A 24,094-nucleotide genomic window follows, 5' to 3' on the forward strand; every position below is an offset into this window, starting at 1 on the left:
CATGGCGAATTACAGCGATACCCGGCGGGAATATGCCGACGCCTTGCCTGGCTGGCACCTGGTGAAGCGATGCGTCAAGGGCGCGCGCGAGGTGCGCAAGCACAACATCTACCTGCCGATGCCTGACCCTACGGACAAGTCGCCGGAGAACCTGGCTCGGTACGAACAACTCAAGAAGCGGGCGATGTTCCTGAATATCACCGGGCGTACCCGGGCCGGCCTGCTGGGTGCCGTGTTCCGCAAGACTGCCGAACTGAAGCTGCCGACCGAAGTCGAATATCTGCAAGAGAACGCCAGCGGCGACGGTACCAGCCTTGAGCAGCTGTCGAAGAAGGCTGTCGGCGAGTGCCTGGACACCGGGCGCGGCGGCTTCCTGGTCGATTACCCGAAGGTCGAGGCGGCCAGCGGCGTTTCATCCATGGCGGATGCGGCCAAGCAGAAAGCCCTGATCCACTTCTACGACGCCGAGTCGATCATCGACTGGGACGAGCAGGTCATCGACGGCGTGAAGCACCTGGTCTACGTCAACCTGCAGGAATGCGTTTCGGTGTTCGACGCCGCTCAGCTGTCCCGCGAGGAATACAAGCAGAATCGCGTTCTGCTGCTGATCGACGGGCAATACATCCAGCGCGTGTACAAGGAAGGCGACCCAAATCCAGCCGACAGCATGCCGACCGACAAGGACGGCAAGCCATTCGATCACATCCCGTTCAGCTTCTTCGGCTCCGAGAGCAACGACGCCGAGATCGATAAGTCTCCGCTCGAAGACCTGGCCGACGTGAACATCCTGCACTATGGCAACTCGGCCACGGTGGAAGAGTCGGGGTTCATCAGCAGCCAGCCGACGCTGTTCCTGACCACGGACATTTCCCCGGATGAGTTCGTAAAGCTCAACCCGAACGGAATGCGCATCGGCAGTCGCCGCGGTTACAACCTCGGCAAGTCCGGCAGTGCCACGCTGGTACAGGCTAAGGAAACGCAGCTTTCGCTTGAGCTGATGCGCGACAAGCAAGAACAGATGGTGATGATCGGTGCTCGCATCGTCCAGAAGGGCGGCGGCAACGAGACGGCAGAGGCGGCGCGCATCCGTTACAGCTCGGACAATTCAATCCTTGGCACCGTGGCCGGCAACGTCTCCGAGGCGTTGCGCCGGGCCATCCTGGACGCTGAGCGCTTCATGATCGGCGAGCCGAATGAGACGGACACCGTGTTCTGGCTCAATCAGGCGTTCTTCGACGAGGTGATGACCGCTCAAGACATCCTGGCTCAGGTCCAGTTGTGGCAGCAGGGCATCATCGCCAAGAAAGACCTTCGCACCAACCTACGCCAGTCGGGCACGATCGAGGCAGATCGCTCCGACGACGACATCGACAGCGACATTGAGGCGGCCCCTCCGGTGGTCGGTAGCGTTGTATGAGTGCTCAAGGCTTCCTGGTCGATGCGGCAACCCGTCACCAGATCTACGTCCAGCGCTATGCCGGCGGCAACCTGAAACGGGCAGCCAAGTTCATCAGCAGGGCGATCAGTACCGCCAAGGAGCGCGTAGCGGCCGGATTGAGCGCCTACGGCACCAAGCGGTACGCCTCGCAGATTGACGCGCTGTCAGGCGATCTGGCGGCCATCTACGGCGACATGAAGGGCCAGGTCGTAATGGATCTGACCGACTTCGGCGCCTATGAGGCTGAATTCAACGCGACCATGCTCGGAAAGGCGGTCAAGGCGGTTGTCCAGTTCAATGTCCCGGCGCCTGAAATGGTCGCCGCGGCTGCGCTGGCCGACCCGCTGGAGCTGGAGGCGCGCAAGGGGCTGCAACGGATCAGCATCAGCGGCGCGCTTGACCAGTTCGGGACCAAGAAGGCCGCCGAGATCATCGGCGAGATCCAGATCGGCTCTGCCTTGGGCGAGACCAGTCAGCAGATCAGCGGGCGACTCTCAAGCGTGCACCAGATGCAGCAGGATCAGGCGTCGGCATTGGTGCGCACCATGACCAACCACGTCTCGTCGACGGCGCGCATGGAAGTGCTGAAGGTGAACGACGACATCCTCGAAGGGTGGACAGCAATAGCCACTCTGGACGGTCACACGACGCCGTACTGCCGCAGCATTGATCAGAAGTGGTTCCCTTTCGACGCGCCGAAGCCGCCGTTTCACTGGAGCTGCCGGACAAGCTTCGTTCCGCGCATCAAGCCGGAATACGCCCGCGAGATCAAAGGCTCCACGCGCCCTGCTGTCGGGCCGGACGGGGCTGAACTGGTGTCGAGCAAGACCACCTATCAGGAATGGCTGTCCCGCCAGCCTGCATCGTTTCAGCGCGACGTGCTGGGGCCGAATCGTTACGAGCTTTTCACGAAGGGCGAGTTAACCCTGGATAAGTTCGTGGACGACAACGGCAAGACGCTCACGTTGCAGCAGCTGAAAGACCTGGAGCCGGCGGCATTCGAGCGTGCCGGCCTATAACCCAAGCTCAGCCTGTGCGCAGGCCGGAGGATTTATGAAGATCATCGAATACCGCGTTCGCCCGGTAACTCGCTACATCGTCACTCGCTACACCGAAGATGAGGTAAGTGATCCTGGTCCGTCCGGGGCCAGTTCCGTGTTGGTCGGCGAGTTCCCCAGCGGAGCCGCCGCCGATTCCGTGGCAGATGCCATGGTGACCGCTGATCAGTCGCGCGGCCTGAATGCCACGCGACAGCGCTCCGGGCTCAGCCTGGGCGAAGTTATCAGTGGTCAGCGGATTGATGTGTAGTAGCTACAAATCACCACGCCTCGCCAAGTGCGGGGCTTTTTTATATCCGCAGGCAGGGTCTGCACCAAGTCTCTGGGAGTCAACGCCAAGCCGTTCTGTGAGCGCGTCTTTGTTTCGTGATCGTTGACGGAGGGAACTGATCTGCATATACAGTCCGTTCTTTCACTGTTTTGTTTCGGTAAGTCATGAGCGAAGAACGAGATATTCCAGAGCCCGAGCACGACCACCTGCTCGATCATGAATTCCATGATGACGAGTCATGGGTTGAAGAAGACGCTCAGGCAATTGTTGACGAAGAAGATGATGACGTTGATTTTCTTGATCAGATAGATCAGGACGACTGACACGACAATATTGAACACCCAAAGGGCCCGTCCTCCACGCGGTCCTCCTTGCTTTGAATAAATCCCTGGCAGCCGCCGGGGTTTTTTATGCCAACGATTTACACGGGCCTCGTCAATGACGGGGCCTTTTCATATCTGCGGGCCGGGTCCGCAATTCGTCTCTGGGAGACAGCAATGACCTTGAAATTCCAACTGGACACCCTCGAAGGCGTCGATGAAGCCACTCAAGCCATGTACGTCGAGAAGGGCGGCAAGTACGTCCTGAACATCGAAGGCTTGCCGCAGCCTGAAGACGTGACCGGCCTCAAGGCCAAGGTCGACGAACTGCTCGGCGAGAAAAAGGCCGCCGAGAAGAAGGCTCGCGAAGCAGAAGAGGCTGCACGCTTGGAGCGTGAAGAGCTGGCCCGCAAGTCCGGCAACGTCGAGGAGCTGGAGCGATCCTGGTCCGAGAAGTACGCCCGCCGCGAGGCTGAGCTGAACGGCTTGCTCGAACAAGAGCGCGGCAGTCTCGGCGGCCAGATCCGGGATCTGACCGTAGGTCGCACCGCTACCGATATCGCCACCACTCTGGCCATCCCAGGCAGCGCCAAGGCATTGCTCCCCCATATCGAACGCCGACTGAGCGTCGAGCAGCGCGACGGCAAACCCACCGTCGTCGTGCTGGACGCCTCCGGCAAGCTCTCGGCGGCAACGCTGGACGAGCTGAAAGCAGAATTCACCAACGATCCGGCCTTCGGCCCGCTGATCGCTGGCAGCAAAGCATCTGGCGGCGGGGCCGGCGGTGCAGGTAAAGGCGGCGGGGCCGCACAAGGCAACATCGGCGGCACCAAGGAAGAGCGCACCAAAGCGCTCGCAAGTCGCTTCGCAGACCTCCCACTCAAGTAAGGATTGACCTATGTCTCTCGCTCAAATGCAGGTGTTTAACGATTTCATCATGCCGGCCACTCTGGAAACTCTGGACCAGATGACCGCGGCGTTCAACGCTGCCAGCAATGGCGCGATTGTGATTTCCGCAGAAGGCTTCACTGGCGATTTCCTGCAGGAATCGTTCTTCCAGAACTTGGGCGCTGCCCAGCGTCGTGTTGACCGTTACGCAGCCAACGGCGCCGTATCCCCAACCGATCTGACCGAGCTGAAAAACTCGTCCGTCAAGGTTGCCGGTGGCTTCGGCCCATTGCGCTACGAGCCGGCTCAGATGACCTGGCTGCAGCGCCCAACCGTTCAGGGCATCGAGGTCGCATCCCGCGCCTTCGCCGAGGTTCTGCTGAAGGACCAGCTGAACACCGCAATCGCCGCTCTGGTTGCTGCAATCACCGCCCAAGCTGGTGTCACCAACGACGTATCGGCCACCGCCGGTATCACTCAGGCTGCCCTGAACAACGCTCACGCCAAGTTCGGCGATGCCTCGCAGAACCTGGTTGCTCAGGTCATGCAGGGCACCACCTGGCACAAACTGGTAGGTCAGGCGATTGCAAACTCGACCAACCTGTTCGTCGCCGGCAACGTCCGCGTCGTCGACATTCTCGGCAAAGTGACCGTCGTAACCGACGCCCCGTCGCTGATGCAGGCCGGCACCCCGAACAAAGAGATCATCCTGTCTCTGGTTCCGGGCGCAGCCCTGGTTCACGACAGCCGCGACCAGGTGTCGAACGTCGAAACCACCAACGGCAAGGGTCGAATCGAGACCACCATTCAAACCGATTATTCCTTCGGTCTGGGCCTGAAGGGTTACACCTGGGATACCACCAACGGCGGCGCATCGCCTACCGACGCGGAGCTGGCCACCGGTACCAACTGGGACAAGACCGCCGCCAGCATCAAGCACACTGCCGGTGTCGCTCTGATCGGTGACGCTTCCAAGTAACCCACTGAATGCCGCGCCGGGGCAGCCTGGCGCGGCCGAGGATCAAACATGACCGATAAAAACATCTGGTATCTGCCAGGCCCGTTTCACCGCTACGAAGACGATGTGAAGGCCATCGCCAAGAAGCATGGCCTGCGCATCGTCGATGCCAGCGTGACCGAGAGCCGCGACGGTGAATGCGAGAAACCGCCGAAGGTGAAGCTGAAGGAGCTGCCGGCACCGGTGGCACTGGCGATCGAGGTAACTCTGTCGCAAGCAGAGATCGACCTGAAAGAGGCTATCGACAACCTGAATGCAGAGCGTGACGGCCTGCGCGGCCTGATCGAATCCCTCGAAGGCGTGAGCCCTCTGGAACACCCAGGCGCTGGCGAGCTGCCTATCCGCCTGTTCGACGCGCTGACCAAGATCCACACCGGCTTTACCGAGCTGGCCGGCAGTCGCGATCAAATCGCCCAGGAGCGCAACGCCCTGCAGGCTGAAGTCGATGCACTGAAGAAGGCCGAAGCCGAGCGCGTCGAGAAAGCGGCCAAGGCCAAGCCTGAAGCCAAGCCGTAACACCGGGGCCACGGCCCCACTCATTCAACCGGAGGCCGGATGGCTACCTACATCACCGTGGCCGACGTGGACACCATCCTCGGCACCAGCTGGACGACTCCAGATAAGAAAGATCGTGCCGTCATGCAGGCCAATGCCTATCTGACCTCTCTGAACCTCTCCGGCGTCGAAATGGATGCAATCCCTGCTGAGGTCAAGCAGGCTGGCGCCGAGCTGGCCAAGTGTGCCGCCGATGGCGTCCTGTATCAGCAGCAGTCGTCGGGATCGTTGGAGGCCAAGACCGTCAAGGCAGGATCGGTAACTACCTCGAAGACGTTCGGCACCCTCGATTCCAGCTCTACCAAGGCCCAGGCCGAGGGCATTCAGTTCGCTCTGGCGCTGCTGAACCCCTGGCTTCGGTCGTCCTTCGGCTTCGACGTGTGCAGGTGACCCATGGGAATGCGCGAAGAGATCCAGGCCGATCTGACCGAGGCGTTCGACACTGACCTGGCCGACGCGGTTGTGCCGTTTAGTGGCGGCATTACGCTGCCAGGCACCTGGGACCCGGTCGAGGAAACCAGCACCGACCCGGTGGTTATCGCCTACACCGGGCGTGGCGTGATGGACGCCTTCAAGGCTGAGGCCGTGGACAGAATCAACATTCTCGCGACCGATCAGCTGCTGATCGCGCTGACCAACGAGACGACCGGAACGCCCGCTGTAGGCCACAAGATCAACGGGTTCGACGTGAAAAACGTCCAGAAAGATCCGGTCGGCGCTACCTACGAGATCCAGCTGAGGAAGACGTAAATGAACGCCAAAGCCGGATGGAGCCATAGCCTGCGCGACTTCGCCGACCAGATCGACGAGGACGTGACGCAGCATGTGCGCGTGATCGCCATGGCCATGTTGACCGAAGTCGTCAACCGATCGCCCGTGGGTAACCCGGATTTGTGGAAGGCGAACACCGAGCTGCGAGCGCAGAACACGGCCCTGGCCGATGCCTACGACGCCAACGTCGACGCCCGCAACGCGACCAACACCGGCAAGAAGCAGTTCAAGAAGCTGACCCAGCGTGAGCGGAAGGAGAACTTCTTTGTCGATGCCAAGGCCGCTGGGAAGGGCTACGTCGGCGGGACGTTCCGCGGCAGTCACATCGTATCGGTGGGCTCGCCTGACTTCACGGTCGTCGAAAGCATCGACCCGTCCGGCCGCGACACTATCAACAAAGGCGCGATGATGATCAAGGCGTCAGGGAATTACCCCGTGATCTACATCCAGACGAACAGCCCCTACGGCGAAATGCTCGAGCTCGGGCATTCGACCCAGGCCCCGGGCGGCGTCTACGACCTGGCCTGGATCGGCGTATCAGAGGCCTACCGATGACCTATGAAGACATCCGCAAGCTGATCACGGCGCGCATGGTCGCCTTTGCCGGCCTGCCGCAGGACAGCATCGACTACCCGAACACGGAGACCTTCACGCCACCGGCTACCGGCCTCTGGTGCCGCTTGAATATCCAGCACGCAACGGCCTTCATGGCTGGCATGGCTGACAAGCCGTACACCCGAAAGCCTGGGCAGGTCAGCATCCAATGCTTCGCCAGGATCGGCACCGGCACCAAGGCGCTCAACGTCCTGTCGGATCAGCTCGAAGCGCACTTTGCCTACTGGCAATCGGGCGACCTCGAATGTCTGGAGGCGAGCCAGATCGCGGCCGGCGAGTTCGAGGGCTTCTATCAGGTCAACGTGAATATCCGCTTCCGCGCCGGCTGATCCAGCGCAACGCACCAACTCCAGCCCGCCAAGCGCGGGCTTTTTCATGTCCGCAATCTGGAGACTCACTATGTCGAGCGGCGCCAAAGTCACAAGTTACATCATCCCCGAGGTGACGCCCGGCGTTACTCCCGGCTCCGGCACCTGGGACACGCTACGGCTGACAGGCAATGCCATGACTCCGACCGTCAACACGGCGACCAGCGACGAGATCACCGACTCGCGTATCAGCCAGGGTTCGGTCGTGACCAGCACCGATATCGGCGGCGACCTGACGGCCGAACTGTCCTATGGCAGCTTCGACAAGCTGCTGGAAGCCGCTTTCTACGGCGCATGGACCAGCAACGTGCTGACCGTGGGCGACGTGCGCCACACTTTCAGCATCGCCAAAAACTACATGGACGTGGGCGTTTACTCCCTGTTCAAGGGCGTGCACATCCCGACGTTCGCCCTGGACATCCCGAGCGACGGCAAGATCACCGTCACCTTCGGCACCGCCTGCCTGGACTACACCGACAGCGACACGCCGATCGTGGTCTCGCCGGCGGCCCCGACCACAACCCCGTTTCTGTCGAATGGCAACGTGGGCACGCTTCTGGTTGATGGCGCATCACTGGAAGGTCAGGCCTGCGTCTCGGCCATGACCATCAGCCTCGACAACGGCCTGCAGGCTCAGCGCTGCATCGGCACCGACAAGATGGGACCGGGTGCGCAGATCGCCACCGAGGCGGCCATCACCGGCACCATCACGCTGGCGTGGTCGGCGACGGCCTGGGGCATCTGGAAAAACACCTTCACCCGGAAAACGGTTGCGGTGGAGTTCCCGATCACCGACAGCGTTGGCAACAAATACACCTTCAGTTTCCCGGCGGTGGAAGTCGACGGCGAGCTGCCGAGCGGCGGTAAACGCGACCTGATCGAGGTGACGTTGAACTACACCGTCGCCAAGCAGGCGCCGACCATCACCCGCGCACCATACGTGGCACCGACCAGCGTCACCGTGGCTCCAGGCACTGCAACCATCGCCGTGGCTGGCACTCAGCAGCTGACCGCGACCGTGGCACCGGCCGGCGCTCCGCAAGGCGTCAACTGGACCAGCAGCGCCCCGAGCAAGGCGACCGTAAGCTCGACCGGCCTGGTCACTGGCGTGGCATCCGGCTCGGCGACCATCACCGCGACCAGCAAGTACGACGGCACGAAGCTCAGCACGTCGACCATCACCGTTTCGTAACACCGATTCACCCCTTTGACTGCCCCGGCACCAACGCCAGCCGGGGCCGTCCTTTTCGGCGTGGCGTGAGGATTTACCATGGCTTTGCGACTGACCAAGAAAGACCAAAACACCTCGGAAACCAAGTGGGTCGCGTATGACGACGACACCAAGGTGCTGCTGGCACGAATTGATAACCCGGAATACGCGGTCGCCCTTGAGCGCGAACGCCGCAAGCTGCGCAATGCTGACGCCCAGTTCGGCGTAGGCGTCGTGGGCGTGATCGACGGCGAGACGACCGAACACCAGACCCAGTGCCGACTGCTGAGCCAGTTCATCGTCAAGGACTGGGCCGGCGTGCTGGATGCGGACGGTAACCCGCTGGCGTACAGCGCCGGAGCTGCCGAACAGATGCTCGATGCTAACCTCGAATTTTTCCTGTTCGTCCTGCGTGAGGCGTCGACATCGGCCGTGGAGGCGCAAAAGGCCTTGGCTGAGACCGTGGGAAAGTCGTTGCCCGCTTCGAGTGGGAAAAAGAGTGGGGCGGCGAGACGGAAAAGCGCCGGCTGATTTACCAGCGGCTTGGCATGACGATTCCAGATGAGCCGGAAACGGACCCGATCACTGCTTACCTGCTGAGCACGTTCCGCAACATCACCCGCGGCCGCCGGTTCATCGCAACGATGGCCGGTGCTTTCCCGCTGCCACTGTCGGCCCGGGAGATCTCCGACTGGCTGGAGTCGCACCCTTCGCCATTGCCGCGCGACGAAGTCGATGAGGTAATGTTCGCACTGGATTCGGTGTGCTTGGCAGTTGAAGACCATTGAAACCACATGTGCGGCTTTGTCGCGGTAAGAGTATGAGTCGTGGGAACGTCGTACTGACAATTCATCCTGGTTGAGTTTCTGGTCGGTGAGGAGGGTAAGCACACCGTTGGTGGTCATCTGTCGCTCAATTTGATATCAAATTGACGCTTCCCCTTGACTCCTGCAGACTTCGGCACCACTTTTGATGGTGTACGCACGCTATCAAAATGATCCGAACGGTAATGGAGGGCGGGGATGCCTAGCTGTATAGATGTAGCCGAATACTTTCTCATTCTGGAGGGAGAGGACGGTGAGATCTCAAATCTGAAGCTCCAGAAGCTGGTGTATTACGCACAAGGTTTCAGTCTGGCGCTGATGGGGCGACCTCTTTTCCAAGAGCGAATTGAAGCGTGGATGCATGGACCAGTGGTCCCAGATCTGTACCACCGTTTCAGTAAATACGGGTCGAACTCAATTCCGCCCTCAAACAAATTTGATCCTTCTATTTTTTCGCGAGACCAGCTTCGTCTCATCGAAGAGGTATTCGATGTGTATGGTCAATATTCCGCCTGGAAGCTCCGCCAACTGACGCACGAAGAAGCCCCATGGTGCGACAATTACAAAGAGGGTGCCTTCAGCCGTGAAATCCCTCAAGATGAAATGGAACGGTACTTCAGCGAAAATTTGGTGAATTAAACCATGGCTGGTAACAGGATCAAGGGGCGTGATTCGAAAGGTCCACAGATAAAAGCCCGTCAAACGAATGCCGAGGCAGACGATTCTGATCTGAAGCCACCAGTCTTTTCATTCGAGCATTTGCAGAAAGACTGGTGCATACAGGACTGCCAGCAGGAAGAGCGTTCGAAGATGCTTGATAAGCTGCGACGTTTGAGCAGCCTTTCTTGGAGGGAAATACGTCAGCAGGATCGACACGGTCTCGGAACAGAGATCATCGCTAGGAATAGTATTAACCCAAAGATTCCGAGCTTTTTGACTGATGATGTCAATCTGCTCGCATTCAGGGTGATCGACAAAGCTCCGATGGTTGGTTACCGAAAGGGTCGTGTCTTCCACGTTATATGGATTGATAGGGGCTTTACACTCTACGACCACGGATGAAATGAGGCCCGGCCACCCGCTGGGCTTTTTGCATCTTGCGAGTGGTATTCTGCTGACGAACGCGCAAATGGCGCGCAAGCTGAAAGGATGCCCAATGAAAGTCAAAGAGCTCATCGAAAAGCTTCAGAAACTCGACCAAAACCTGACTGTCTACGTCACTTGCGAAGATCCAGATGTAGTTGTACCGGGGTATTTGGTGCGTCCGTTTGTCATTGGCGATATCTCAGCGGTGCAGATTGAGGTAAGTCGAGATAAAGATAACCGCCCAGAGATATCTGCAGCCGCCGCTGGCGAGGGGCTGAAATGCGCAACACTCGAAATCACTGCCGATTTTTGAGCCGCGTTTGAAGCTCAATTTCTAAGGCCCAGCTTACGCTGGGCTTTCTCGTTTCTGGCGGCCCCGCAAAAGCCCGGCGGACTAGGCTAGGCTTCGGTTAGTTCAAACTGAGTATCAAGAATCTCGAGTAGCATCTGGTCATGTGACGCCTGAGTTGCCCTATAGAACATGCATCGATCTAGAAGGATACGTTTCATGCTCCGAACCGACGAAAGGTGTCTTGGCTCGACAGAGAACGTCGCGGTTTTTCCGCTGCGATTATCGGTCACTTCCAGGTGAAAGCGCTCAATCAAGCCATCTTCTCGTTTGGTGCGGTCGAGGCATTTGAAGCTGAAGGTGGTCTCTGTCATACAGGCCTCCATGTTGACTAAATGTGCGTGGATCCTAATCTATCTCAAGCCCAGCTCGCGCTGGGCTTTTTCATTACGGGGGATTCGTACAGGTAAGAAAAAGCCCGGCGGGCCGGGCTGGATATCTAAAGCGTTTTGGATTTTATTTTTTCAATAAATTCGGAGAGCGGAGGGACTTCGTCTGGATTTACGCCTATCGCCGCGGCCTCTCTAAACACGATTGCGCTCATTAGTTCTCCTGGGGTTACCCCGAGCCCATCTGCAATGGCGGCGAACCGGCGGTACGAATCGGGCGGCACTGGAGCCAGGTTCTCTCTGCTGCCAACTGAGTTATCTCCAGGTTCCACAAAGTGAAGCAATACAGAGTCCTCTTCATCTTTGGTGCCAGCCAATGAGCTGACGCTTGTACCCAGTGCATGAGCAATCTTCAGCACGTCATCTGGGGACGGCAGTAGCACGCCAAGCTCCATGTCAGCCAAATCGTCTTTAGCTATTCCGGTAATTTCGGAAAGTTTCTTCTTGCTAAACAGCGCGCGAGTCCTGGCTGCCACTAAGCGAGAAGAAAATCCCTCGTAGATTTTTAACTTATTTGGTTTCTTCGATAGCGCGTGTTGAAGATCATCGACGTTGAGGCCCAGTGCCTCGGCCAGCTTCATGATGACTTTGAGCCTCGGGCTTGCCTGGTCCGACTCGTAACGGGATATCTGGCTCCATGAAACACCAGATTTTGCGGCTAGCTCGCGCTGAGTTAAGCCAAGCTCTGCGCGGCGCGTGGCTATGCGCGAGCCAAAGGAATCTGTCATGAGCGTTGTCAATATATGGCTAAAACAATAGAGGAAATTATACGGTAAAGCGTGTAAACGCAACAAAGACAACAAATGAGTTGACAGTGACAACAAACGCAACGAAACTCATAAAACGCAACAAGGTAAGAGGAAGCATCATGTTGGAAGCAGAGAAAAAGGTAGTAGGTGTGCGCCTCGAGGATCTGATGCGGACCGTCCTGGCGAATAAGGCTAAGCAAAATGATCGTAGTCTTAGCAAAGAAATCGTTTCGCGCTTGAGGAAATCCTTGGAGCAGGAGATGGAGAATGAAAAACAGCAGGCATAAAAAAACCCCAAGCGTTCGAGCGCGAGGGGTTTCGGGTAACGAGATCAACTACCAGGAAGAAATCGTCATGGCGAATAGTAGCACAGCCCCATCCAATGTCATCCCGTTCGATTTTCGGGGTCATAGCGTCCGCGCAGTCTCAATTGATGGAGAGCCATGGTTCGTAGCATCTGATGTGTGCCGAGTAATCGATGTGTCTAATACCACGCAGGCCATGCAGGCTCTGGATGATGATGAACGGTCTATGTTCAACATAGGTCGCCAAGGCGAGGCCAATATCGTCAACGAATCCGGTCTCTACACGCTGATCTTGCGCAGTCGTGATGCCGTCAGGAAAGGTAGTAAGCCTCACGCCTTTCGCAAGTGGGTTACAGCAGAGGTCCTGCCAACCATCCGCAAGTTCGGGCGCTACCATGATGATGAAGCCAAGATAGGCACTCTTATTGGCGAGACCATCGGGACTGACGGTTTTCACATGCTTGGCGCTGTAGTGAAGGGCAAAGTGTCCGGCCTGCCAATTCCAGCTAAGCGACGAGCAATTGCAAAAATATGGTCGCAGACTCATGCGGCCTTTGGGGTGCGCTCCGCTGCCGATATTCCTGCGGATAAACTCGACTCTGCCCGCAACTTCATAGCAGCATATGTAGTTCTTGAGGGTGATTACATCTCTCGTAATCCAGCCAAGCCCAACCGCCTGAATATCCACTTTCCTATTCAGGCTCTTGCCGATCGCCGTCAAGGCATGCTGATGGAGCGCGGTGAAGGGCAGGCTTGGCTGGACGTGTCATTGCAAGATGTGGGCTACCACCATGAATCACTTTGTGAGCTGATCATTTTCGAGCTTCAAAAGGCTGGGTACGTGGTCGACGCTGCGCAATGGGAGCTGGCTACGTATCGCAATAAGCTGCGCGGCATTGATAGCTTCGTTCGCGGATTGAACCGGGTTGTAGAAGACCCGCACCGCTACGCGGTTGAAGTAGGGGCTGCATAACATCCAAAGTCACCAGAGCCTCGCGCATGCGGGGTTTTGGCGCTTCCTGTGGATGGTGGTAGATTGCTGCCATTACTTCAGGGAGATTCCAAATGTCAGACGGTAGCAGTCCAATCGCGGGCTTTGTGTTGCTGGTTGTGGCGTTCGTTGCATATTTCTTACCGACGTTTATTGCTTCAAAGCGCAATCATCCAAACGGAAACAGCATCGGGCTTCTCAATATTTTCTTGGGCTGGACGTTTATTGGATGGTTGGCCGCACTGATTTGGTCCGCATCTGCCATCCAGAAGACCGCCTCAATACCTACCGTGTCAAAACGGACCGATGATAAATATGACCAGCTGGAACGATTGGCCACCCTAAAAGAGAAGGGCGCCATCAGCGATCATGAGTTCGAGAGCGAGAAGGCTAAGCTACTAGGCTGATTGCCAACTCAAACAGACCCGCTCCGGCGGGTTTTTTTATACCTGGAGAAAGGCAATGGCCCAAACATCCCGCCTCGTCATTGAGCTGGACAGCCGAGATGCCGAAGCAAAGGCGGCGGACACGCGCAAGGCGCTTGAGGCGCTGGAAGATGCGGGCCTGAGCATTCAGCCGGCACTGAACAAGGCCGGCGCCGGCATGGAAAAGATGGGCAAGGGCGCCGAAAAGGCTACCAAGTCCATCGAGAATGAGGCCGACGAGCTTGAGCGGCTGCTGGGGCAGATTGACCCAGTGGTGCGCCGCTTGGGCGAGCTTGACAAGCAAGAGCAGGACCTGGCCAAGCATCGCAAGGCTGGAAAGCTCGACACTGCCACGTACGACGAATACAAGTCGAAAATCGATACGGCTCGCAAAGGTCTTACCAGCTTCGATGACTCGCTGACCCGAACCGGCAACACCGCCAAGCAGACGGCGGCGGCCCTGCGAGGCGTTCCGGCGCAATTCACTGACATCGCTGTTTCGCTCCAGGGAGGCCAGGCCCCGCTGACGGTATTCCTGCAGCAAGGCGGGCAGTTGAAAGATATGTTCGGCGGCGCAGGTCCGGCGGCAAAGGCCCTAGGTGGGTACATTCTTGGCTTGGTCAACCCGTTTACCGTCGCAGCGGCAGGACTTGGCACATTGGCCGCCGTCTATGTCGATGCTGAAAAGGAAGTTAGCGCCTTCAATAAGGCGCTGTTCTCTGGTTCGGCGAGTTCCGGTCAGACGGCCGACTCACTGGGCTCGATATCCAAGAATGCGGCAGCCCTGACCGGCAGTTTGGCGGATTCTAAGGCGGCGGTGACGGCCCTGGCTGCGAGCGCAGGCCTGAGTCAGATCCAATTCAAGAACCTGGCTGAAGCGGCATCAGCAATCGGCCAGTTCACAGGTAAGAGCGCTGCTGAAGTGGCAACTGCCCTTGGCAGCATGGGAGACAACGCAACCAAGTCGGCAGAGAAGATCAGCGCTCAATACGGTCTACTCACCAGCGCCCAATACGAGGTTATCCGGGGCCTAGATGAGCAAGGCAAAAGGCAGGAAGCATTGGACGTCCTGAGCGAAAGTCTTAACCAAAACGCACAGGCCAGATTCAAGCGCTACCGCGAATCCTTGTCCGATATTGAGCGCGACTGGAGCGATATTGGTACGGCGATCAGCAATGCTTATAGCAGGGTGCGCGGCGAGCTATTTCCTGATGACGCCAAGCAGATCGAGATCATCGAGCGAATCCTCAAAACTCGCAAAGAGGGCGGAATTGCTGGCGCGGTTTCTAATGGCTTAAGTAGTCTGAATAGCGCTCTCGGCCTTGGCGAGGGAAATAATGACGACTCGACGGCGGCACTGGAGAAGCGCGTTTCGATGCTGAAGCTCGGGCTTTGGGTGAACCAGCAGAACGCCAAGGTGGAGGGCGATGCGACCAAAAGTAATCAGGGTCGTATCGAGGCGGATTCGAAATGGAGTGAGCTATCCAAAAAGGAACTGTCCGACCAAGCCAGGCTCGTGAAGGATATCGCCGACGCCAGAAAGCTTGGTGTCGAGGCGGGGAAGTCCCAGGCGGATATCGACAAGGTAGTCGCCGACATCCAGGCCAAGTACGACAAGTCTCAGGCTAAGCCGAAGGTCTATAACGAAGACGCCGGCATGAAAATGCTCGACTCGTCGCGCCAGGCTTACGCCGTGCTCGTCCAGCAGAACGAAGCGATCAGCGACCAGGGCACCAAGAACGAAAAGCTCGGCGCCCAGGCTCAGGCCCTGATTCGCTGGGAGCAACAGCTGGCCGACATCAAGTCGAAAGGCACGCTCACCGCTGATCAAAAGGCGCTATTGGCCAGTCAGGATCTGATCACCGCTCAGCTCAAGAAGAACTCGGCACTTGAAAAGGAAGTCGAGCTGCGCAAGACATCCAAGGAGGAAGCCGAGAAGCTGGCCGCCTTCCAGGTTAACCAAACCAGCCGGCTCAGCACCGCCAAGGACGGGCTTGAATCGCAAGTTGCCGGGATGGGGCTTGGAAGCGAGGCGCGGGACCGGCTCAAACAGGATCTGGCCATCCAGCGCGATTACGCTAGGCAGTCGGCCGACCTGCTGGAGCAGCGCAACACCGGGAGAATTACTCAGGACCTGTACGACAAGGAAAGCGCGGTAATTCAGGATGGACTAAATAAGCGCCTTGCCATGCAGCAGAACTACTACGCCCAAATCGACGCCTACCAGTCGAACTGGGTCAACGGCGTCAGCGAGGCCTGGGCAAACTATGCCGATGCGGCGCAAAACTCCATGCAGATTACCTCCGATTTCACAGCGGGCACGCTAGGTAGTGCGAGGAGTGAGCTGGGCAACTTCTTTTCGGACGTGGCCACCGGCTCCGAAAGCGCTGGCGACGCGCTTGGCGACATGGTGGGCAACTTCGCTAGGTCGATGGTCAACGCGCTGGCTGACATGGCGGCGCAATGGCTGATCTATCAGGGCGTCCAGCTGGTTATGGGAAAGGCCACTCAAGCCAGTGCTGCGGGACAGATGGCTGCAAATGCGTCAGCCACTTCCTTGCAGGCGGGTCTGGCGGCGTTTGCCTCTACGGCCGCCATCCCGATTGTGGGGCCTATTCTGGCACCTGGCGCAATGGCTACCGCGCTTTCGATTACAGGTCCGCTGGCCGGTGCGGTTGCGGCTGCAGCGACTGCTGGTATCGGCTTCTCCAATGGCGGTTATACCGGCGCCGGCGGCGTTAACGATCCGGCGGGCACCGTCCACAAGGGCGAAATTGTCTGGTCGCAATCCGACATACGCAAGTTTGGCGGCGTTGCATCGGTGGAGGCGCTGCGCAATGGCAACGTGTCGGCTGGGCGATCAGCGTCCAGCGGTAGCAGTGCGTCGACGGCGGCCAGGAATGGCGTTCCGGCGCCTGAGCGGCCGATGACGTTCAATCTGATCGAGGATGCCAGCCGAGCAGGGCAGGTCAGTCGTCGCCAGCTCGGCGAACAGGACGTGATCGACATCTGCGTTGCCAACATTCGCGGCGAGAAAGAGCTGCACCAGGTAAACCAAGAGAAGTACGGTTTGCAGTCACAAGGTGCCTAATTTGTTAACAGCGGGTCTCTTGCTAGGGGCCGCGTGGAGCCCCAATGAGCAACCCTATCAACATCGCCTATGCCTCAGTCGGCAACGACTTGTTCGTCGATACGATCGAGGCGACCTGTTCCGCGTGGGCGGCACCGATCCTGATCTGCTCCGGCTATGAGGATCGCATCTGCATAACAGAGGACGGGCGCGCGCTCGTCTTTTTGGCGATGGCGGTGGAAGAGGCCTTGCCCGTGCGGGACAACAGCGGGTACCAGAACCTGAACATTGCCCTGGACAACACCAACGGCAAAGTCCAAGCGGCAATCGAGCAGGCGCGCGCAGCATCGGCGCGCATCGTTCTGACGAAGCGTCGATACCTCGAAAGCAATCTGACCTACCCGGCAGAGCGTTATCGGCTATCGGTGCTTAACCGGCAGTACGCCAACGACGTGGCCACGCTGACGTGCGGCCTGTTCGACCTGCTGGGAACGGCTCACCCGCGCAACAAGCTGACTGCCGCCGTCGCGCCCGGACTGATCTTCATATGAAAGACATTGCGGATTACCTGTCGGCACCTTACCGGGACGGTGCGCGCGGGCCGTTGGCTTTCGACTGCTATGGCCTGGTCAACGCTGTGCGGCACGAAGTGTTCGGCCTGCCGCTGATGCCATCGCTGGGCGGTGTCGGTCGGTCCAAGTTGCGCGAGAACACCAAGGCATACCGATCGATCAGCGCCGGCCTGGAGGAGTGTCTGCCAGAGCCTGGCGCCATTGCCTCGGCACTGATTGGAGAGTTCCTAGATCACGTCGGCGTGGTCGTGTACCTGGACGGCCAGATGAAGGTGCTCGACACCAATCCCGGAGGCCCCCGTATTCGCACCGTGCGCGACTTCGAGTTGCGTTACCAACGAGTGGTGTATTACCGATGATCGAATTCTTCCCCAACAAAATGGCCGACTCGCAGCCGCTGGCAACGTTCACGACTGACCGGCGCATGACTCTGGAGGAGTGGCTGCTTGAGCAAACCCCACTGTATAAGCGCGGCGAGGCTCAGCCGGTCAGCATCGCCATCAACGGCGAAATGGTCGAGGCGCGTCTGTGGCACAAGGTCAAGTTCAGGCCGGCCGATCATGTGCAGGTCTGGAACGAGCCGAAAGGTTCCGACCCTTTCACCATCACCGCCCTGCTGATCGTTGCCGCCTTTGCCGCGACCAAGCTGCTCATGCCCAAGATGCCCGGGATGCCGTCCAATTCGGGCGTTGCCCAGGGCAGCCCGCTTGATGAAGCCAGCGCCAAGGGCAACAAGGTCAAGCTGGGTGAGCTGATCCGCAACATCGCCGGACACCAGAAGGTGTACCCGTCGTACCTGGCTGAGCCGCGCACCTGGTTTGCCGCGCCGCGCGAAAAGTGGGTGGAAATGCTGCTGTACGTCTCCGAAGGCGCGCTGGATATTCCAATCAACAAGCTCAAGGTGGGCGAAACCCCGCTGATTTCCCTTGGTGCTGATGCTCAGGTGGCGATCTACGCGCCCGGCGCTGACGTGTCTGCCGATACCGCCTCGATGCTGTGGTTTAACGCCAAAGAGGTGGGCGCCAGTTCCAGCGGTACCTCGGGGCTGGAATTGACCGTATCGACCAACATCACCCCGTCAGCCACGTCCTCGGCCTATCAGTTCAACGGAAATACGATTGCAATTCCGGCCGGTGCGGGCAGCTTCCCAGCAGATTGGGAGACAGGCTTGGTTGTCCATGCACTCGCCCCGTACACGTACACCGTGGTCGATGGCGGGGCGGGTCGCGACATCGTGCAGGGTCCGCTGGAAATGCTGAGCCCGGCCCCGGGAATGCTGATTGAAGTCGCTGGAGCGAACGCGGGCAACTACGTCGTCAACAGCTACACGCCGTATGCCCCGGCCGTGCCGCCTACCTCGGGAACCGCTTCGACGATTCTCGGATCGAGCATTCCGGCGCGCTATGACTTCGACGTGACACCGCTGTCGGTCACCGTGACACTGGGCAGCACGCCGTATGCAGTTAACCTGACAACGGCAACGACCAACCTTGCCGGCCTGGTATCGGCATTCAACACGGCCAAGGGTTCGGCACCATTCGTGGCCAGCGCTTCATCTGGCCGCCTGCTGATCACTCAGTTAGGCACCTTTGGCGGCGAGAGCATGGTTGCCACCGGCGGCGTCGATATCATCGGAAGCAGCCCGACCAATACCACCGGCACGCCAGCCAGTTCCGGAACGCCTGAAGTTCCGGCGCAAATGACTTTGGACTATGACGGCGGCTCGCCAGTGGTGGGCCTGGCCCTGGGTTCTGGCCTGGCCACCATCGGGCCGCGCGGCCTGCGCTACCGGATCACGGCGTTTGGCACCTCGATCATGACGGTTGACCGCCTCACTGCGGCGGGCTCGGTTGATACCGGATGGATCGGTTTCAATGCGATGGAGACCGTAAACGGCTTGGTCAGCCTTGATCCATCCAGTCTGGAGGGTGGCTATCGCGGGCCGTACTCTTGCTCGCCAGAGGCGGAAAAGGTGACGCACATCGAGTACACCGTGACCTTCGCTAACGGCCTGATCGGCATGGGCCGAAAAGGTGATGAGTACACGATCTATTCGTCGCACCAGTTCGAGTATCGCGACATGGATGCTGCCGGCGCGTGGACCGTCACCACGCAATCGGTCACCGGTCACTCGCGGGATGCGCAAGGCTTCACCTTTCGGATCGCGCTGCCTTACCCGATGCGGCCGGAATGCCGAATCAAGCGCCTTGCCAAGGGCGGCGGTTCCAACAGCGCCGAGTGGGTCGATAACCCGGCTTGGGAAAGCCTGAGGGGCTTACGCCAAACGCATCCGGCCAGCTATCCGGGCATGACCGTCATGTCGGTGAAGATTCGCGGCGGTGACCGGCTGTCTGCGCAAGCGGAAAGTCAGGTCAACGGTGAGGCAACCCGTGTGCTGCCGGTTCGCTCTGGCGGAGTTTGGCAGCCGCCGGTAGCGACCCGCGGCATCGTGCCCTGGTGCCTCAATGTGCTGAAGTCGCTGGGCTACGAAGACGGCGACATCGACCTGGCCGAATGGGATCGGCTGGACCTGGTATTCAACGCCGCCGGCCAGTATTACGACGAGACCATCGATGAAAGCAGCACCGCCAAGGATCGACTCAACGATGCGCTGGCCTGCGGCTTTGCCGAGCTGACCATCAAGAACGGCCTGGTCAGTCTGGTGCGTGACGAGCCGCGGGCGATATTTGATATCACCTACGGCCCGAAGACGCAGACCTACAGCCCTCAAAACATGACCAAGAAGCTCAGCATTGCCGGGCCGCTGACCTCGCTCAACGACTTTGACGGCGTGGATGTCGAGTATTACTCGAACATCACTTGGGCCTGGGAAACGGTGCCATGCCGCTGGCCAGGCGATGCCGGCAATAAGGTCGAGAAGGTCAAGCTGCCGGGCGTGGGCGACAAGAACCGCGCCTATCAGTTCGGCATGCGCCGTCGCGGTCACCAGAAGTTCCGCCAAGACACCTACACCTGGGAAACCGAATTGGCCGGCATGAATTCTGGCTACCTGAGCTTCTGCGCGGTGGCCAGCGATACCCCAGGGCAATGCCAGAGCGCCGAGCTTGTAAGCGTGCAAGCGGTCAGCGGCGGATTCCTTCTGGAATCGTCAGAGCCGATCGACTGGTCGGCACCGGAGACCTACAAAGTCGGCATCAGTCGTGCTGATGGTTCTCTCTCTGGTCCCTACCAAGGTACGCAAATCGACGAATACCACGTCGAGGTCGCCGATCTCGACTTTGTGCCCGACACCAGCATGAGCGGAAACATGTCTCTGCCTCAGCTGCTGATCGGGCCTGCGTCGAAGTGGGCCTACCCGGTGCTCGTCACGCGCTCCGACCCATCCAACGGCAACGTCGCACTCAAGGGCATGCCCTATGACGTCCGCGTTTACACCTACGACAGCGCCACGGCGCCATAAGGACGGTACATGATCCAATACCCGGAAGGCCTGCCGTACCCGCTGCGCGACGACTACGACATGAACACGACAGACCCGACCGCTCACACCTCCCTGGGGAACGGAAAGATCATATCGCGCCGGAGGTTCAGCAATGTTCCGACCTTCCCGACAGTCACCTGGGAAATGGACGACGGCCAGGCGCAGCTTTTCATGGCCTGGCACCAGTACACCCTGAACGAAGGTGTTGAGTGGTTTGACTGCCCACTCAAGACGCCACTCGGCATTGATAGCTATCAAGCCAAATTCAAAGAGATGTACAGCGGGCCAACGCTGGTCGGCATTTCCCGCTGGCGCTTCAGAGCCGTCCTGCAACTGCTCAAGCGGCCAATCATCGACAAGGACTGGATGCTGTATGCGCCGGAATACATCCTCCTTTCCAGCATCTTCGACAGGGCTATGACCCAGAAGTGGCCTCGCCACACTGGCTGATCACATCCCGTGTAGGTCGGTTCTGGTCTTCACAAATACACGACATCCCACCGGTATACTGCCGGCCGTTCCCGTTTTTCAGGTTTGGTCGTCATGGTTAATCGCCGGAATTTATTAAAACTCAGCGCCCTCGGTACCGCCTCTTTCGCGGCGCCGCTGGCGTACTCTGCGAGCAAGATAACCATGGCCTATAACACCGGCAACCCACCAGGTTCCTCCTCTCCGAAAGACTTAATCGATAATGCCGAGGATTTCGATTACCTGCTGACTGGAGATGGCGTTTCTCATCCGAATCGTCTTGGCGTTCCACTCAAGTCTTGGAAGGGGATGGAGGGGGAGCACAACGCGGACCAGATTCGGCGAGAGGCTGAGTTTGACGCGGACCAAGCTGGTCGCTCGGTCCAGTTTCATGACTTCCTTGAGAGTAGCGGATTCGAGATCCCAGTAGATTACGTAGCCGGTCTCAGCATCACCCGGCCTACGCAAGTTGTGCGCTTCAGTGGCGAGTTGTACCGGGCAAAAGACGCGAACCTGCCATTCACGACGACCGCCTGGGCGGCTGACTCAGTGAAGTTTTTCGCGATGGGGGACGCTGCTGTCCGGCAGGATCTTTCCGAGCCTGCCGGCGCCACCATGGTCGGCCAGGGCGAGCTTACGATTGCCGAGATTTTCACGCAGGAGCTTAACGTACTGTCGATTATTCCGCGCAGTCAGCATGCGGCGATTCGAGACCTGACTAGCACCTACAACCCCATCCCGCTCATCAATGCCAAGGTAGTTGAACTCCTCGGGTCGTACACCGGCACGGCGTCCGCACCTGGCATGACCGGCCTAAAGCTTATTTTCCCGCCGGGCCGGTACAACGTGGATAGCGAGCCCCTCCGCGTGTTTCACGACAATATGCACATTGAGATGCTGCCGGGTTCGCACCTTCGGAAAAACGTCGACAACATTCCGGCCATCGTAGTTGGCAACGATCCGATCAAGAATCCGGCGTTTGCAGATATTCGCCCGGTCAATATCGTGCTCGACAAGATCAGGCTCCACACATATGCAGAAGGCCCAACCCTTTCCGTGCAGAATGCGAACAACATCAGCACGACTCCTAACAGCTACATATTCAGTTTTGCGGGGCTGACAAAGCGCACGTCCGGTGTCTATATTTCCGGCGCTCAGTGGCATTACTGGGACAAGCTAGTTATTCAAGGCATGTCCGAATACTGCATGTTCTACGACCTGGATAAGGACTACGCGGACCACTGGCACGTTACAAACTGCAAGTTCATCCTTGGCGGCGACCCGCAAGCAGTTGGTTCTCTTATTGCATCTTCTCTGTATGTAAAAGCGTACTCCACAGTCGGGTCTTCGTCCGAGTGCAGCCTTACTGGTGTGCACATGGGCTTCTTCATGGCGGACCAAGTTGCGCAGGCCAGCAGAACAGGGTGGGGCCTTAAGATCGAAGGATTCAACGGGGCTGGTGTCCCTAACACCAGTGCTGTTGCTTTGACAACTATCCCTATGAGGGGGTGTTACTTCGAGTCCTTCACCGTGGCCTCTATCAGTTCCAACTGCCAGACAGTATTGGACGTTCAGGACTGCACGTTCTTTGCGAACAGCTACACCCCGACGTACATCACTAACAATAACTCGGGCGCCGGACAACTTATCCTCGGCGGTAACTACTTCAACGGTCTGCTATCCAGTGGGGCAACACCAGCGGTTAGCTGGAACGGTATCCTTCATATCCCCACGTACAACCGATTGGTATCCATTCCGGCTGGCAGGGAGCTGGTATTCCCCGATACAGCCACCTTCTCCCCTCTAGAGACATTCGGGACCATTGAATTCAGGAAGCGTTTCACGCTCGCTCAATCGGATGCAGTGGCAGGAACGGGATTTGCAGCGTTTGATTTTTCGGTGAACAGTGGCAAGAACCCCAAGGATTTCACTGTGCACACTAGTTGGCAAACGACTTACGCCATCTCGCAGTGGTCTACCACACGGGTACGCGTTGTGTTTGCGGTAGTTGCCCCTTCCGACGCAGTGGTACGCGCCACACTCAGTGTTGTTAAATAGGTTTTTACAAATAGTGAGGCTTAAAAATGGCTCTTTCGGTATGCACAAGCTTTAAGGGGATATTCGTTAAAGATGCCTATGTAACGGTGGCGGTGCCGTCTATTTCAACGGATAAACAGCACATCCTTTTCTCCGCCTGGTACCGACCAGCACAAGTAGGTGAGGTTTTTAGAACGGAAAGCTTTGAGACTGTGTACGACTTAAACGGGGAAAACCCGTTTGTCCAAGCTTACGAGCACTTGAAGACTCTTCCTGAGTTCGAAGGCTGCTTAGACTGCTGACATTTAGTAGCTGAACAACAGACCGCCATCGAGCGGTTTTTTTACGCCCGGAGAAAAGCAATGCCTGTTTCCGAAAAAGACCGCGACATCCTCGCCCGCACCTTGTGGGGTGAGGCCCGAGGCGAATCGCTAGCCGGCCAGATCGCCGCAGCCTGGACGATCCGCAACCGCGTGTTCGACGGCAAGACCAAATCGTGGTGGGGCGAAGGCTACGCCGGTGTGTGCCAGAAGCCGTACCAGTTCAGCTGCTGGAACAAGAATGATCCGAACTTCGCCTATCTGAGTGGCGCGAAACAAATTCCTTTCCGCGAGCTGGCGCAGGCACGGATCGCCGCTGACCAGGTGATCGATGGAAAGGCGCCAGATCCAACTGGCGGCGCGACCCATTATTACGCGACCATAATGCCGAAGCCACCGGTCTGGGCGAAAGGCGCCAAGCAGACGCTGAAACTCGGCGGTCATGTCTTTTTCAACGATGTGCCATGAGTCCGGACGCTTTGAAGTTGGCGCTGGCTGGAATGCTGGTGCTGCTGGCGATAGGCGCTAGGTGGCGCATGGCTTTCTGCCGGCCAC

29 protein-coding genes are annotated in these 24,094 nt (G+C 58.4%); 27 read left to right on the forward strand and 2 right to left on the reverse strand.

Annotated features, from left to right (window positions below):
• Nucleotide 1 precedes the first annotated feature (1 nt).
• From BSF40_RS26595 to BSF40_RS26670, 17 genes are all read left to right on the forward strand, one after another.
• A complete protein-coding gene (locus BSF40_RS26595; protein ID WP_256589604.1) occupies nucleotides 2–1,417 on the forward strand; it encodes a DUF4055 domain-containing protein in 1,416 nt (471 codons plus the stop codon).
• The gene (locus BSF40_RS26600) at nucleotides 1,414–2,457 is read left to right on the forward strand and encodes a phage minor head protein (RefSeq protein WP_095967523.1); all 1,044 of its coding nucleotides are present in this window, start codon (nucleotides 1,414–1,416) and stop codon (nucleotides 2,455–2,457) included. The genes BSF40_RS26595 and BSF40_RS26600 overlap by 4 nt, the downstream gene beginning before the upstream one ends.
• Before the next feature lie 34 nt (nucleotides 2,458–2,491).
• Nucleotides 2,492–2,746: a hypothetical protein gene (locus tag BSF40_RS26605; RefSeq protein ID WP_095967524.1), complete on the forward strand. Its 255-nt coding sequence runs from the start codon at nucleotides 2,492–2,494 to the stop codon at nucleotides 2,744–2,746.
• 185 nt (nucleotides 2,747–2,931) lie between these two features.
• The gene (locus BSF40_RS32805) at nucleotides 2,932–3,090 is read left to right on the forward strand and encodes a hypothetical protein (protein ID WP_172435756.1); all 159 of its coding nucleotides are present in this window, start codon (nucleotides 2,932–2,934) and stop codon (nucleotides 3,088–3,090) included.
• Between the two features lie 174 nt (nucleotides 3,091–3,264).
• Nucleotides 3,265–3,975, forward strand: a complete 711-nt coding sequence (locus BSF40_RS26610; protein ID WP_095967525.1) for a hypothetical protein — start codon at nucleotides 3,265–3,267, stop codon at nucleotides 3,973–3,975.
• A gap of 10 nt (nucleotides 3,976–3,985) precedes the next feature.
• Entirely contained in the window at nucleotides 3,986–4,954 is a 969-nt protein-coding gene (locus BSF40_RS26615) for a major capsid protein (RefSeq protein WP_095967526.1), read from the forward strand.
• 48 nt (nucleotides 4,955–5,002) lie between these two features.
• Nucleotides 5,003–5,509, forward strand: a complete 507-nt coding sequence (locus BSF40_RS26620) for a hypothetical protein (protein WP_095967527.1) — start codon at nucleotides 5,003–5,005, stop codon at nucleotides 5,507–5,509.
• Between the two features lie 39 nt (nucleotides 5,510–5,548).
• Nucleotides 5,549–5,938, forward strand: a complete 390-nt coding sequence (locus tag BSF40_RS26625; protein WP_095967528.1) for a protein singed — start codon at nucleotides 5,549–5,551, stop codon at nucleotides 5,936–5,938.
• Between the two features lie 3 nt (nucleotides 5,939–5,941).
• Entirely contained in the window at nucleotides 5,942–6,298 is a 357-nt protein-coding gene (locus BSF40_RS26630; protein ID WP_095967529.1) for a hypothetical protein, read from the forward strand.
• Nucleotides 6,299–6,874 (forward strand): hypothetical protein, encoded by a 576-nt coding sequence (locus BSF40_RS26635; RefSeq protein ID WP_095967530.1) that lies wholly within the window; start codon nucleotides 6,299–6,301, stop codon nucleotides 6,872–6,874.
• Nucleotides 6,871–7,263, forward strand: a complete 393-nt coding sequence (locus tag BSF40_RS26640) for a phage tail terminator-like protein (RefSeq protein WP_095967531.1) — start codon at nucleotides 6,871–6,873, stop codon at nucleotides 7,261–7,263. The genes BSF40_RS26635 and BSF40_RS26640 overlap by 4 nt, the downstream gene beginning before the upstream one ends.
• Nucleotides 7,264–7,333: 70 nt before the next feature.
• Complete coding sequence (locus tag BSF40_RS26645; RefSeq protein ID WP_095967532.1) at nucleotides 7,334–8,494, forward strand: phage tail tube protein; 1,161 nt, start codon at nucleotides 7,334–7,336, stop codon at nucleotides 8,492–8,494.
• A gap of 78 nt (nucleotides 8,495–8,572) precedes the next feature.
• Nucleotides 8,573–9,043 carry a hypothetical protein gene (locus tag BSF40_RS26650; RefSeq protein WP_095967533.1) on the forward strand — a complete coding sequence of 157 codons (471 nt, stop codon included), beginning with the start codon at nucleotides 8,573–8,575 and terminating at the stop codon, nucleotides 9,041–9,043.
• A 17-nt stretch (nucleotides 9,044–9,060) separates the two neighbouring features.
• Nucleotides 9,061–9,300 carry a hypothetical protein gene (locus BSF40_RS26655; RefSeq protein ID WP_095967534.1) on the forward strand — a complete coding sequence of 80 codons (240 nt, stop codon included), beginning with the start codon at nucleotides 9,061–9,063 and terminating at the stop codon, nucleotides 9,298–9,300.
• 234 nt (nucleotides 9,301–9,534) lie between these two features.
• Entirely contained in the window at nucleotides 9,535–9,975 is a 441-nt protein-coding gene (locus tag BSF40_RS26660) for a Panacea domain-containing protein (RefSeq protein ID WP_095967535.1), read from the forward strand.
• Between the two features lie 3 nt (nucleotides 9,976–9,978).
• On the forward strand, nucleotides 9,979–10,398 hold the full coding sequence (locus tag BSF40_RS26665; RefSeq protein ID WP_095967536.1) for a hypothetical protein: 420 nt from the start codon (nucleotides 9,979–9,981) through the stop codon (nucleotides 10,396–10,398).
• A 94-nt stretch (nucleotides 10,399–10,492) separates the two neighbouring features.
• Nucleotides 10,493–10,735, forward strand: a complete 243-nt coding sequence (locus BSF40_RS26670) for a hypothetical protein (RefSeq protein WP_141249806.1) — start codon at nucleotides 10,493–10,495, stop codon at nucleotides 10,733–10,735.
• An 86-nt stretch (nucleotides 10,736–10,821) separates the two neighbouring features.
• Here BSF40_RS26670 and BSF40_RS26675 read toward each other — a convergent pair whose 3' ends face one another.
• Complete coding sequence (locus BSF40_RS26675; RefSeq protein WP_095967538.1) at nucleotides 10,822–11,085, reverse strand: hypothetical protein; 264 nt, start codon at nucleotides 11,083–11,085, stop codon at nucleotides 10,822–10,824.
• A 125-nt stretch (nucleotides 11,086–11,210) separates the two neighbouring features.
• A complete protein-coding gene (locus tag BSF40_RS26680; protein WP_095967539.1) occupies nucleotides 11,211–11,888 on the reverse strand; it encodes a helix-turn-helix domain-containing protein in 678 nt (225 codons plus the stop codon).
• 140 nt (nucleotides 11,889–12,028) lie between these two features.
• Between BSF40_RS26680 and BSF40_RS32355 the strand changes: the two genes are divergently transcribed.
• The 10 genes from BSF40_RS32355 to BSF40_RS26730 all read left to right on the forward strand — a co-directional run bounded on the left by BSF40_RS32355 (nucleotide 12,029) and on the right by BSF40_RS26730 (nucleotide 24,007).
• Nucleotides 12,029–12,196 carry an Arc family DNA-binding protein gene (locus BSF40_RS32355; RefSeq protein ID WP_141249807.1) on the forward strand — a complete coding sequence of 56 codons (168 nt, stop codon included), beginning with the start codon at nucleotides 12,029–12,031 and terminating at the stop codon, nucleotides 12,194–12,196.
• Nucleotides 12,177–13,187: a Bro-N domain-containing protein gene (locus BSF40_RS26685; protein WP_256589605.1), complete on the forward strand. Its 1,011-nt coding sequence runs from the start codon at nucleotides 12,177–12,179 to the stop codon at nucleotides 13,185–13,187. Before BSF40_RS32355 ends, BSF40_RS26685 begins: the two co-directional genes overlap by 20 nt.
• Nucleotides 13,188–13,279: 92 nt before the next feature.
• A complete protein-coding gene (locus BSF40_RS26690; RefSeq protein ID WP_095967540.1) occupies nucleotides 13,280–13,612 on the forward strand; it encodes a superinfection immunity protein in 333 nt (110 codons plus the stop codon).
• A 55-nt stretch (nucleotides 13,613–13,667) separates the two neighbouring features.
• A complete protein-coding gene (locus tag BSF40_RS26695; RefSeq protein WP_095967541.1) occupies nucleotides 13,668–16,721 on the forward strand; it encodes a phage tail tape measure protein in 3,054 nt (1,017 codons plus the stop codon).
• 44 nt (nucleotides 16,722–16,765) lie between these two features.
• Nucleotides 16,766–17,251 carry a DUF1833 family protein gene (locus tag BSF40_RS26700; protein ID WP_095967542.1) on the forward strand — a complete coding sequence of 162 codons (486 nt, stop codon included), beginning with the start codon at nucleotides 16,766–16,768 and terminating at the stop codon, nucleotides 17,249–17,251.
• Complete coding sequence (locus tag BSF40_RS26705) at nucleotides 17,248–17,631, forward strand: hypothetical protein (protein WP_095967543.1); 384 nt, start codon at nucleotides 17,248–17,250, stop codon at nucleotides 17,629–17,631. Before BSF40_RS26700 ends, BSF40_RS26705 begins: the two co-directional genes overlap by 4 nt.
• Nucleotides 17,628–20,693 (forward strand): host specificity factor TipJ family phage tail protein, encoded by a 3,066-nt coding sequence (locus BSF40_RS26710; RefSeq protein ID WP_095967544.1) that lies wholly within the window; start codon nucleotides 17,628–17,630, stop codon nucleotides 20,691–20,693. Before BSF40_RS26705 ends, BSF40_RS26710 begins: the two co-directional genes overlap by 4 nt.
• A 9-nt stretch (nucleotides 20,694–20,702) precedes the next feature.
• Nucleotides 20,703–21,164 carry a hypothetical protein gene (locus tag BSF40_RS26715; RefSeq protein WP_095967545.1) on the forward strand — a complete coding sequence of 154 codons (462 nt, stop codon included), beginning with the start codon at nucleotides 20,703–20,705 and terminating at the stop codon, nucleotides 21,162–21,164.
• 93 nt (nucleotides 21,165–21,257) lie between these two features.
• Nucleotides 21,258–23,240, forward strand: a complete 1,983-nt coding sequence (locus BSF40_RS26720) for a hypothetical protein (RefSeq protein ID WP_095967546.1) — start codon at nucleotides 21,258–21,260, stop codon at nucleotides 23,238–23,240.
• A 341-nt stretch (nucleotides 23,241–23,581) separates the two neighbouring features.
• The gene (locus tag BSF40_RS26730) at nucleotides 23,582–24,007 is read left to right on the forward strand and encodes a cell wall hydrolase (RefSeq protein WP_095967548.1); all 426 of its coding nucleotides are present in this window, start codon (nucleotides 23,582–23,584) and stop codon (nucleotides 24,005–24,007) included.
• Nucleotides 24,008–24,094: the final 87 nt, after the last annotated feature.

Origin of the sequence: Pseudomonas sp. ACN5, assembly GCF_002303975.1 — a bacterium.
In the GTDB taxonomy this organism is placed as follows: Bacteria; Pseudomonadota; Gammaproteobacteria; order Pseudomonadales; family Pseudomonadaceae; genus Aquipseudomonas; species Aquipseudomonas laurylsulfatiphila.

Bases quoted from the DNA above. Each gene is read 5' to 3' on its own strand.
- BSF40_RS26715 (WP_095967545.1), top strand. From the start codon at position 20,703: ATGATCCAATACCCGGAAGGCCTGCCGTACCCGCTGCGCGACGACTAC.
- BSF40_RS26720 (WP_095967546.1), top strand. From the start codon at position 21,258: ATGGTTAATCGCCGGAATTTATTAAAACTCAGCGCCCTCGGTACCGCC.
- BSF40_RS26655 (WP_095967534.1), top strand. From the start codon at position 9,061: ATGACGATTCCAGATGAGCCGGAAACGGACCCGATCACTGCTTACCTG.
- BSF40_RS26680 (WP_095967539.1), bottom strand. From the start codon at position 11,888: ATGACAGATTCCTTTGGCTCGCGCATAGCCACGCGCCGCGCAGAGCTT.
- BSF40_RS32355 (WP_141249807.1), top strand. From the start codon at position 12,029: ATGTTGGAAGCAGAGAAAAAGGTAGTAGGTGTGCGCCTCGAGGATCTG.
- BSF40_RS26640 (WP_095967531.1), top strand. From the start codon at position 6,871: ATGACCTATGAAGACATCCGCAAGCTGATCACGGCGCGCATGGTCGCC.
- BSF40_RS26630 (WP_095967529.1), top strand. From the start codon at position 5,942: ATGGGAATGCGCGAAGAGATCCAGGCCGATCTGACCGAGGCGTTCGAC.
- BSF40_RS26600 (WP_095967523.1), top strand. From the start codon at position 1,414: ATGAGTGCTCAAGGCTTCCTGGTCGATGCGGCAACCCGTCACCAGATC.
- BSF40_RS26665 (WP_095967536.1), top strand. From the start codon at position 9,979: ATGGCTGGTAACAGGATCAAGGGGCGTGATTCGAAAGGTCCACAGATA.
- BSF40_RS26645 (WP_095967532.1), top strand. From the start codon at position 7,334: ATGTCGAGCGGCGCCAAAGTCACAAGTTACATCATCCCCGAGGTGACG.
- BSF40_RS26660 (WP_095967535.1), top strand. From the start codon at position 9,535: ATGCCTAGCTGTATAGATGTAGCCGAATACTTTCTCATTCTGGAGGGA.
- BSF40_RS26675 (WP_095967538.1), bottom strand. From the start codon at position 11,085: ATGACAGAGACCACCTTCAGCTTCAAATGCCTCGACCGCACCAAACGA.
- BSF40_RS32805 (WP_172435756.1), top strand. From the start codon at position 2,932: ATGAGCGAAGAACGAGATATTCCAGAGCCCGAGCACGACCACCTGCTC.
- BSF40_RS26705 (WP_095967543.1), top strand. From the start codon at position 17,248: ATGAAAGACATTGCGGATTACCTGTCGGCACCTTACCGGGACGGTGCG.
- BSF40_RS26620 (WP_095967527.1), top strand. From the start codon at position 5,003: ATGACCGATAAAAACATCTGGTATCTGCCAGGCCCGTTTCACCGCTAC.
- BSF40_RS26595 (WP_256589604.1), top strand. From the start codon at position 2: ATGGCGAATTACAGCGATACCCGGCGGGAATATGCCGACGCCTTGCCT.
- BSF40_RS26615 (WP_095967526.1), top strand. From the start codon at position 3,986: ATGTCTCTCGCTCAAATGCAGGTGTTTAACGATTTCATCATGCCGGCC.
- BSF40_RS26700 (WP_095967542.1), top strand. From the start codon at position 16,766: ATGAGCAACCCTATCAACATCGCCTATGCCTCAGTCGGCAACGACTTG.
- BSF40_RS26635 (WP_095967530.1), top strand. From the start codon at position 6,299: ATGAACGCCAAAGCCGGATGGAGCCATAGCCTGCGCGACTTCGCCGAC.
- BSF40_RS26625 (WP_095967528.1), top strand. From the start codon at position 5,549: ATGGCTACCTACATCACCGTGGCCGACGTGGACACCATCCTCGGCACC.
- BSF40_RS26685 (WP_256589605.1), top strand. From the start codon at position 12,177: ATGAAAAACAGCAGGCATAAAAAAACCCCAAGCGTTCGAGCGCGAGGG.
- BSF40_RS26650 (WP_095967533.1), top strand. From the start codon at position 8,573: ATGGCTTTGCGACTGACCAAGAAAGACCAAAACACCTCGGAAACCAAG.
- BSF40_RS26695 (WP_095967541.1), top strand. From the start codon at position 13,668: ATGGCCCAAACATCCCGCCTCGTCATTGAGCTGGACAGCCGAGATGCC.
- BSF40_RS26690 (WP_095967540.1), top strand. From the start codon at position 13,280: ATGTCAGACGGTAGCAGTCCAATCGCGGGCTTTGTGTTGCTGGTTGTG.
- BSF40_RS26670 (WP_141249806.1), top strand. From the start codon at position 10,493: ATGAAAGTCAAAGAGCTCATCGAAAAGCTTCAGAAACTCGACCAAAAC.
- BSF40_RS26730 (WP_095967548.1), top strand. From the start codon at position 23,582: ATGCCTGTTTCCGAAAAAGACCGCGACATCCTCGCCCGCACCTTGTGG.
- BSF40_RS26610 (WP_095967525.1), top strand. From the start codon at position 3,265: ATGACCTTGAAATTCCAACTGGACACCCTCGAAGGCGTCGATGAAGCC.
- BSF40_RS26605 (WP_095967524.1), top strand. From the start codon at position 2,492: ATGAAGATCATCGAATACCGCGTTCGCCCGGTAACTCGCTACATCGTC.
- BSF40_RS26710 (WP_095967544.1), top strand. From the start codon at position 17,628: ATGATCGAATTCTTCCCCAACAAAATGGCCGACTCGCAGCCGCTGGCA.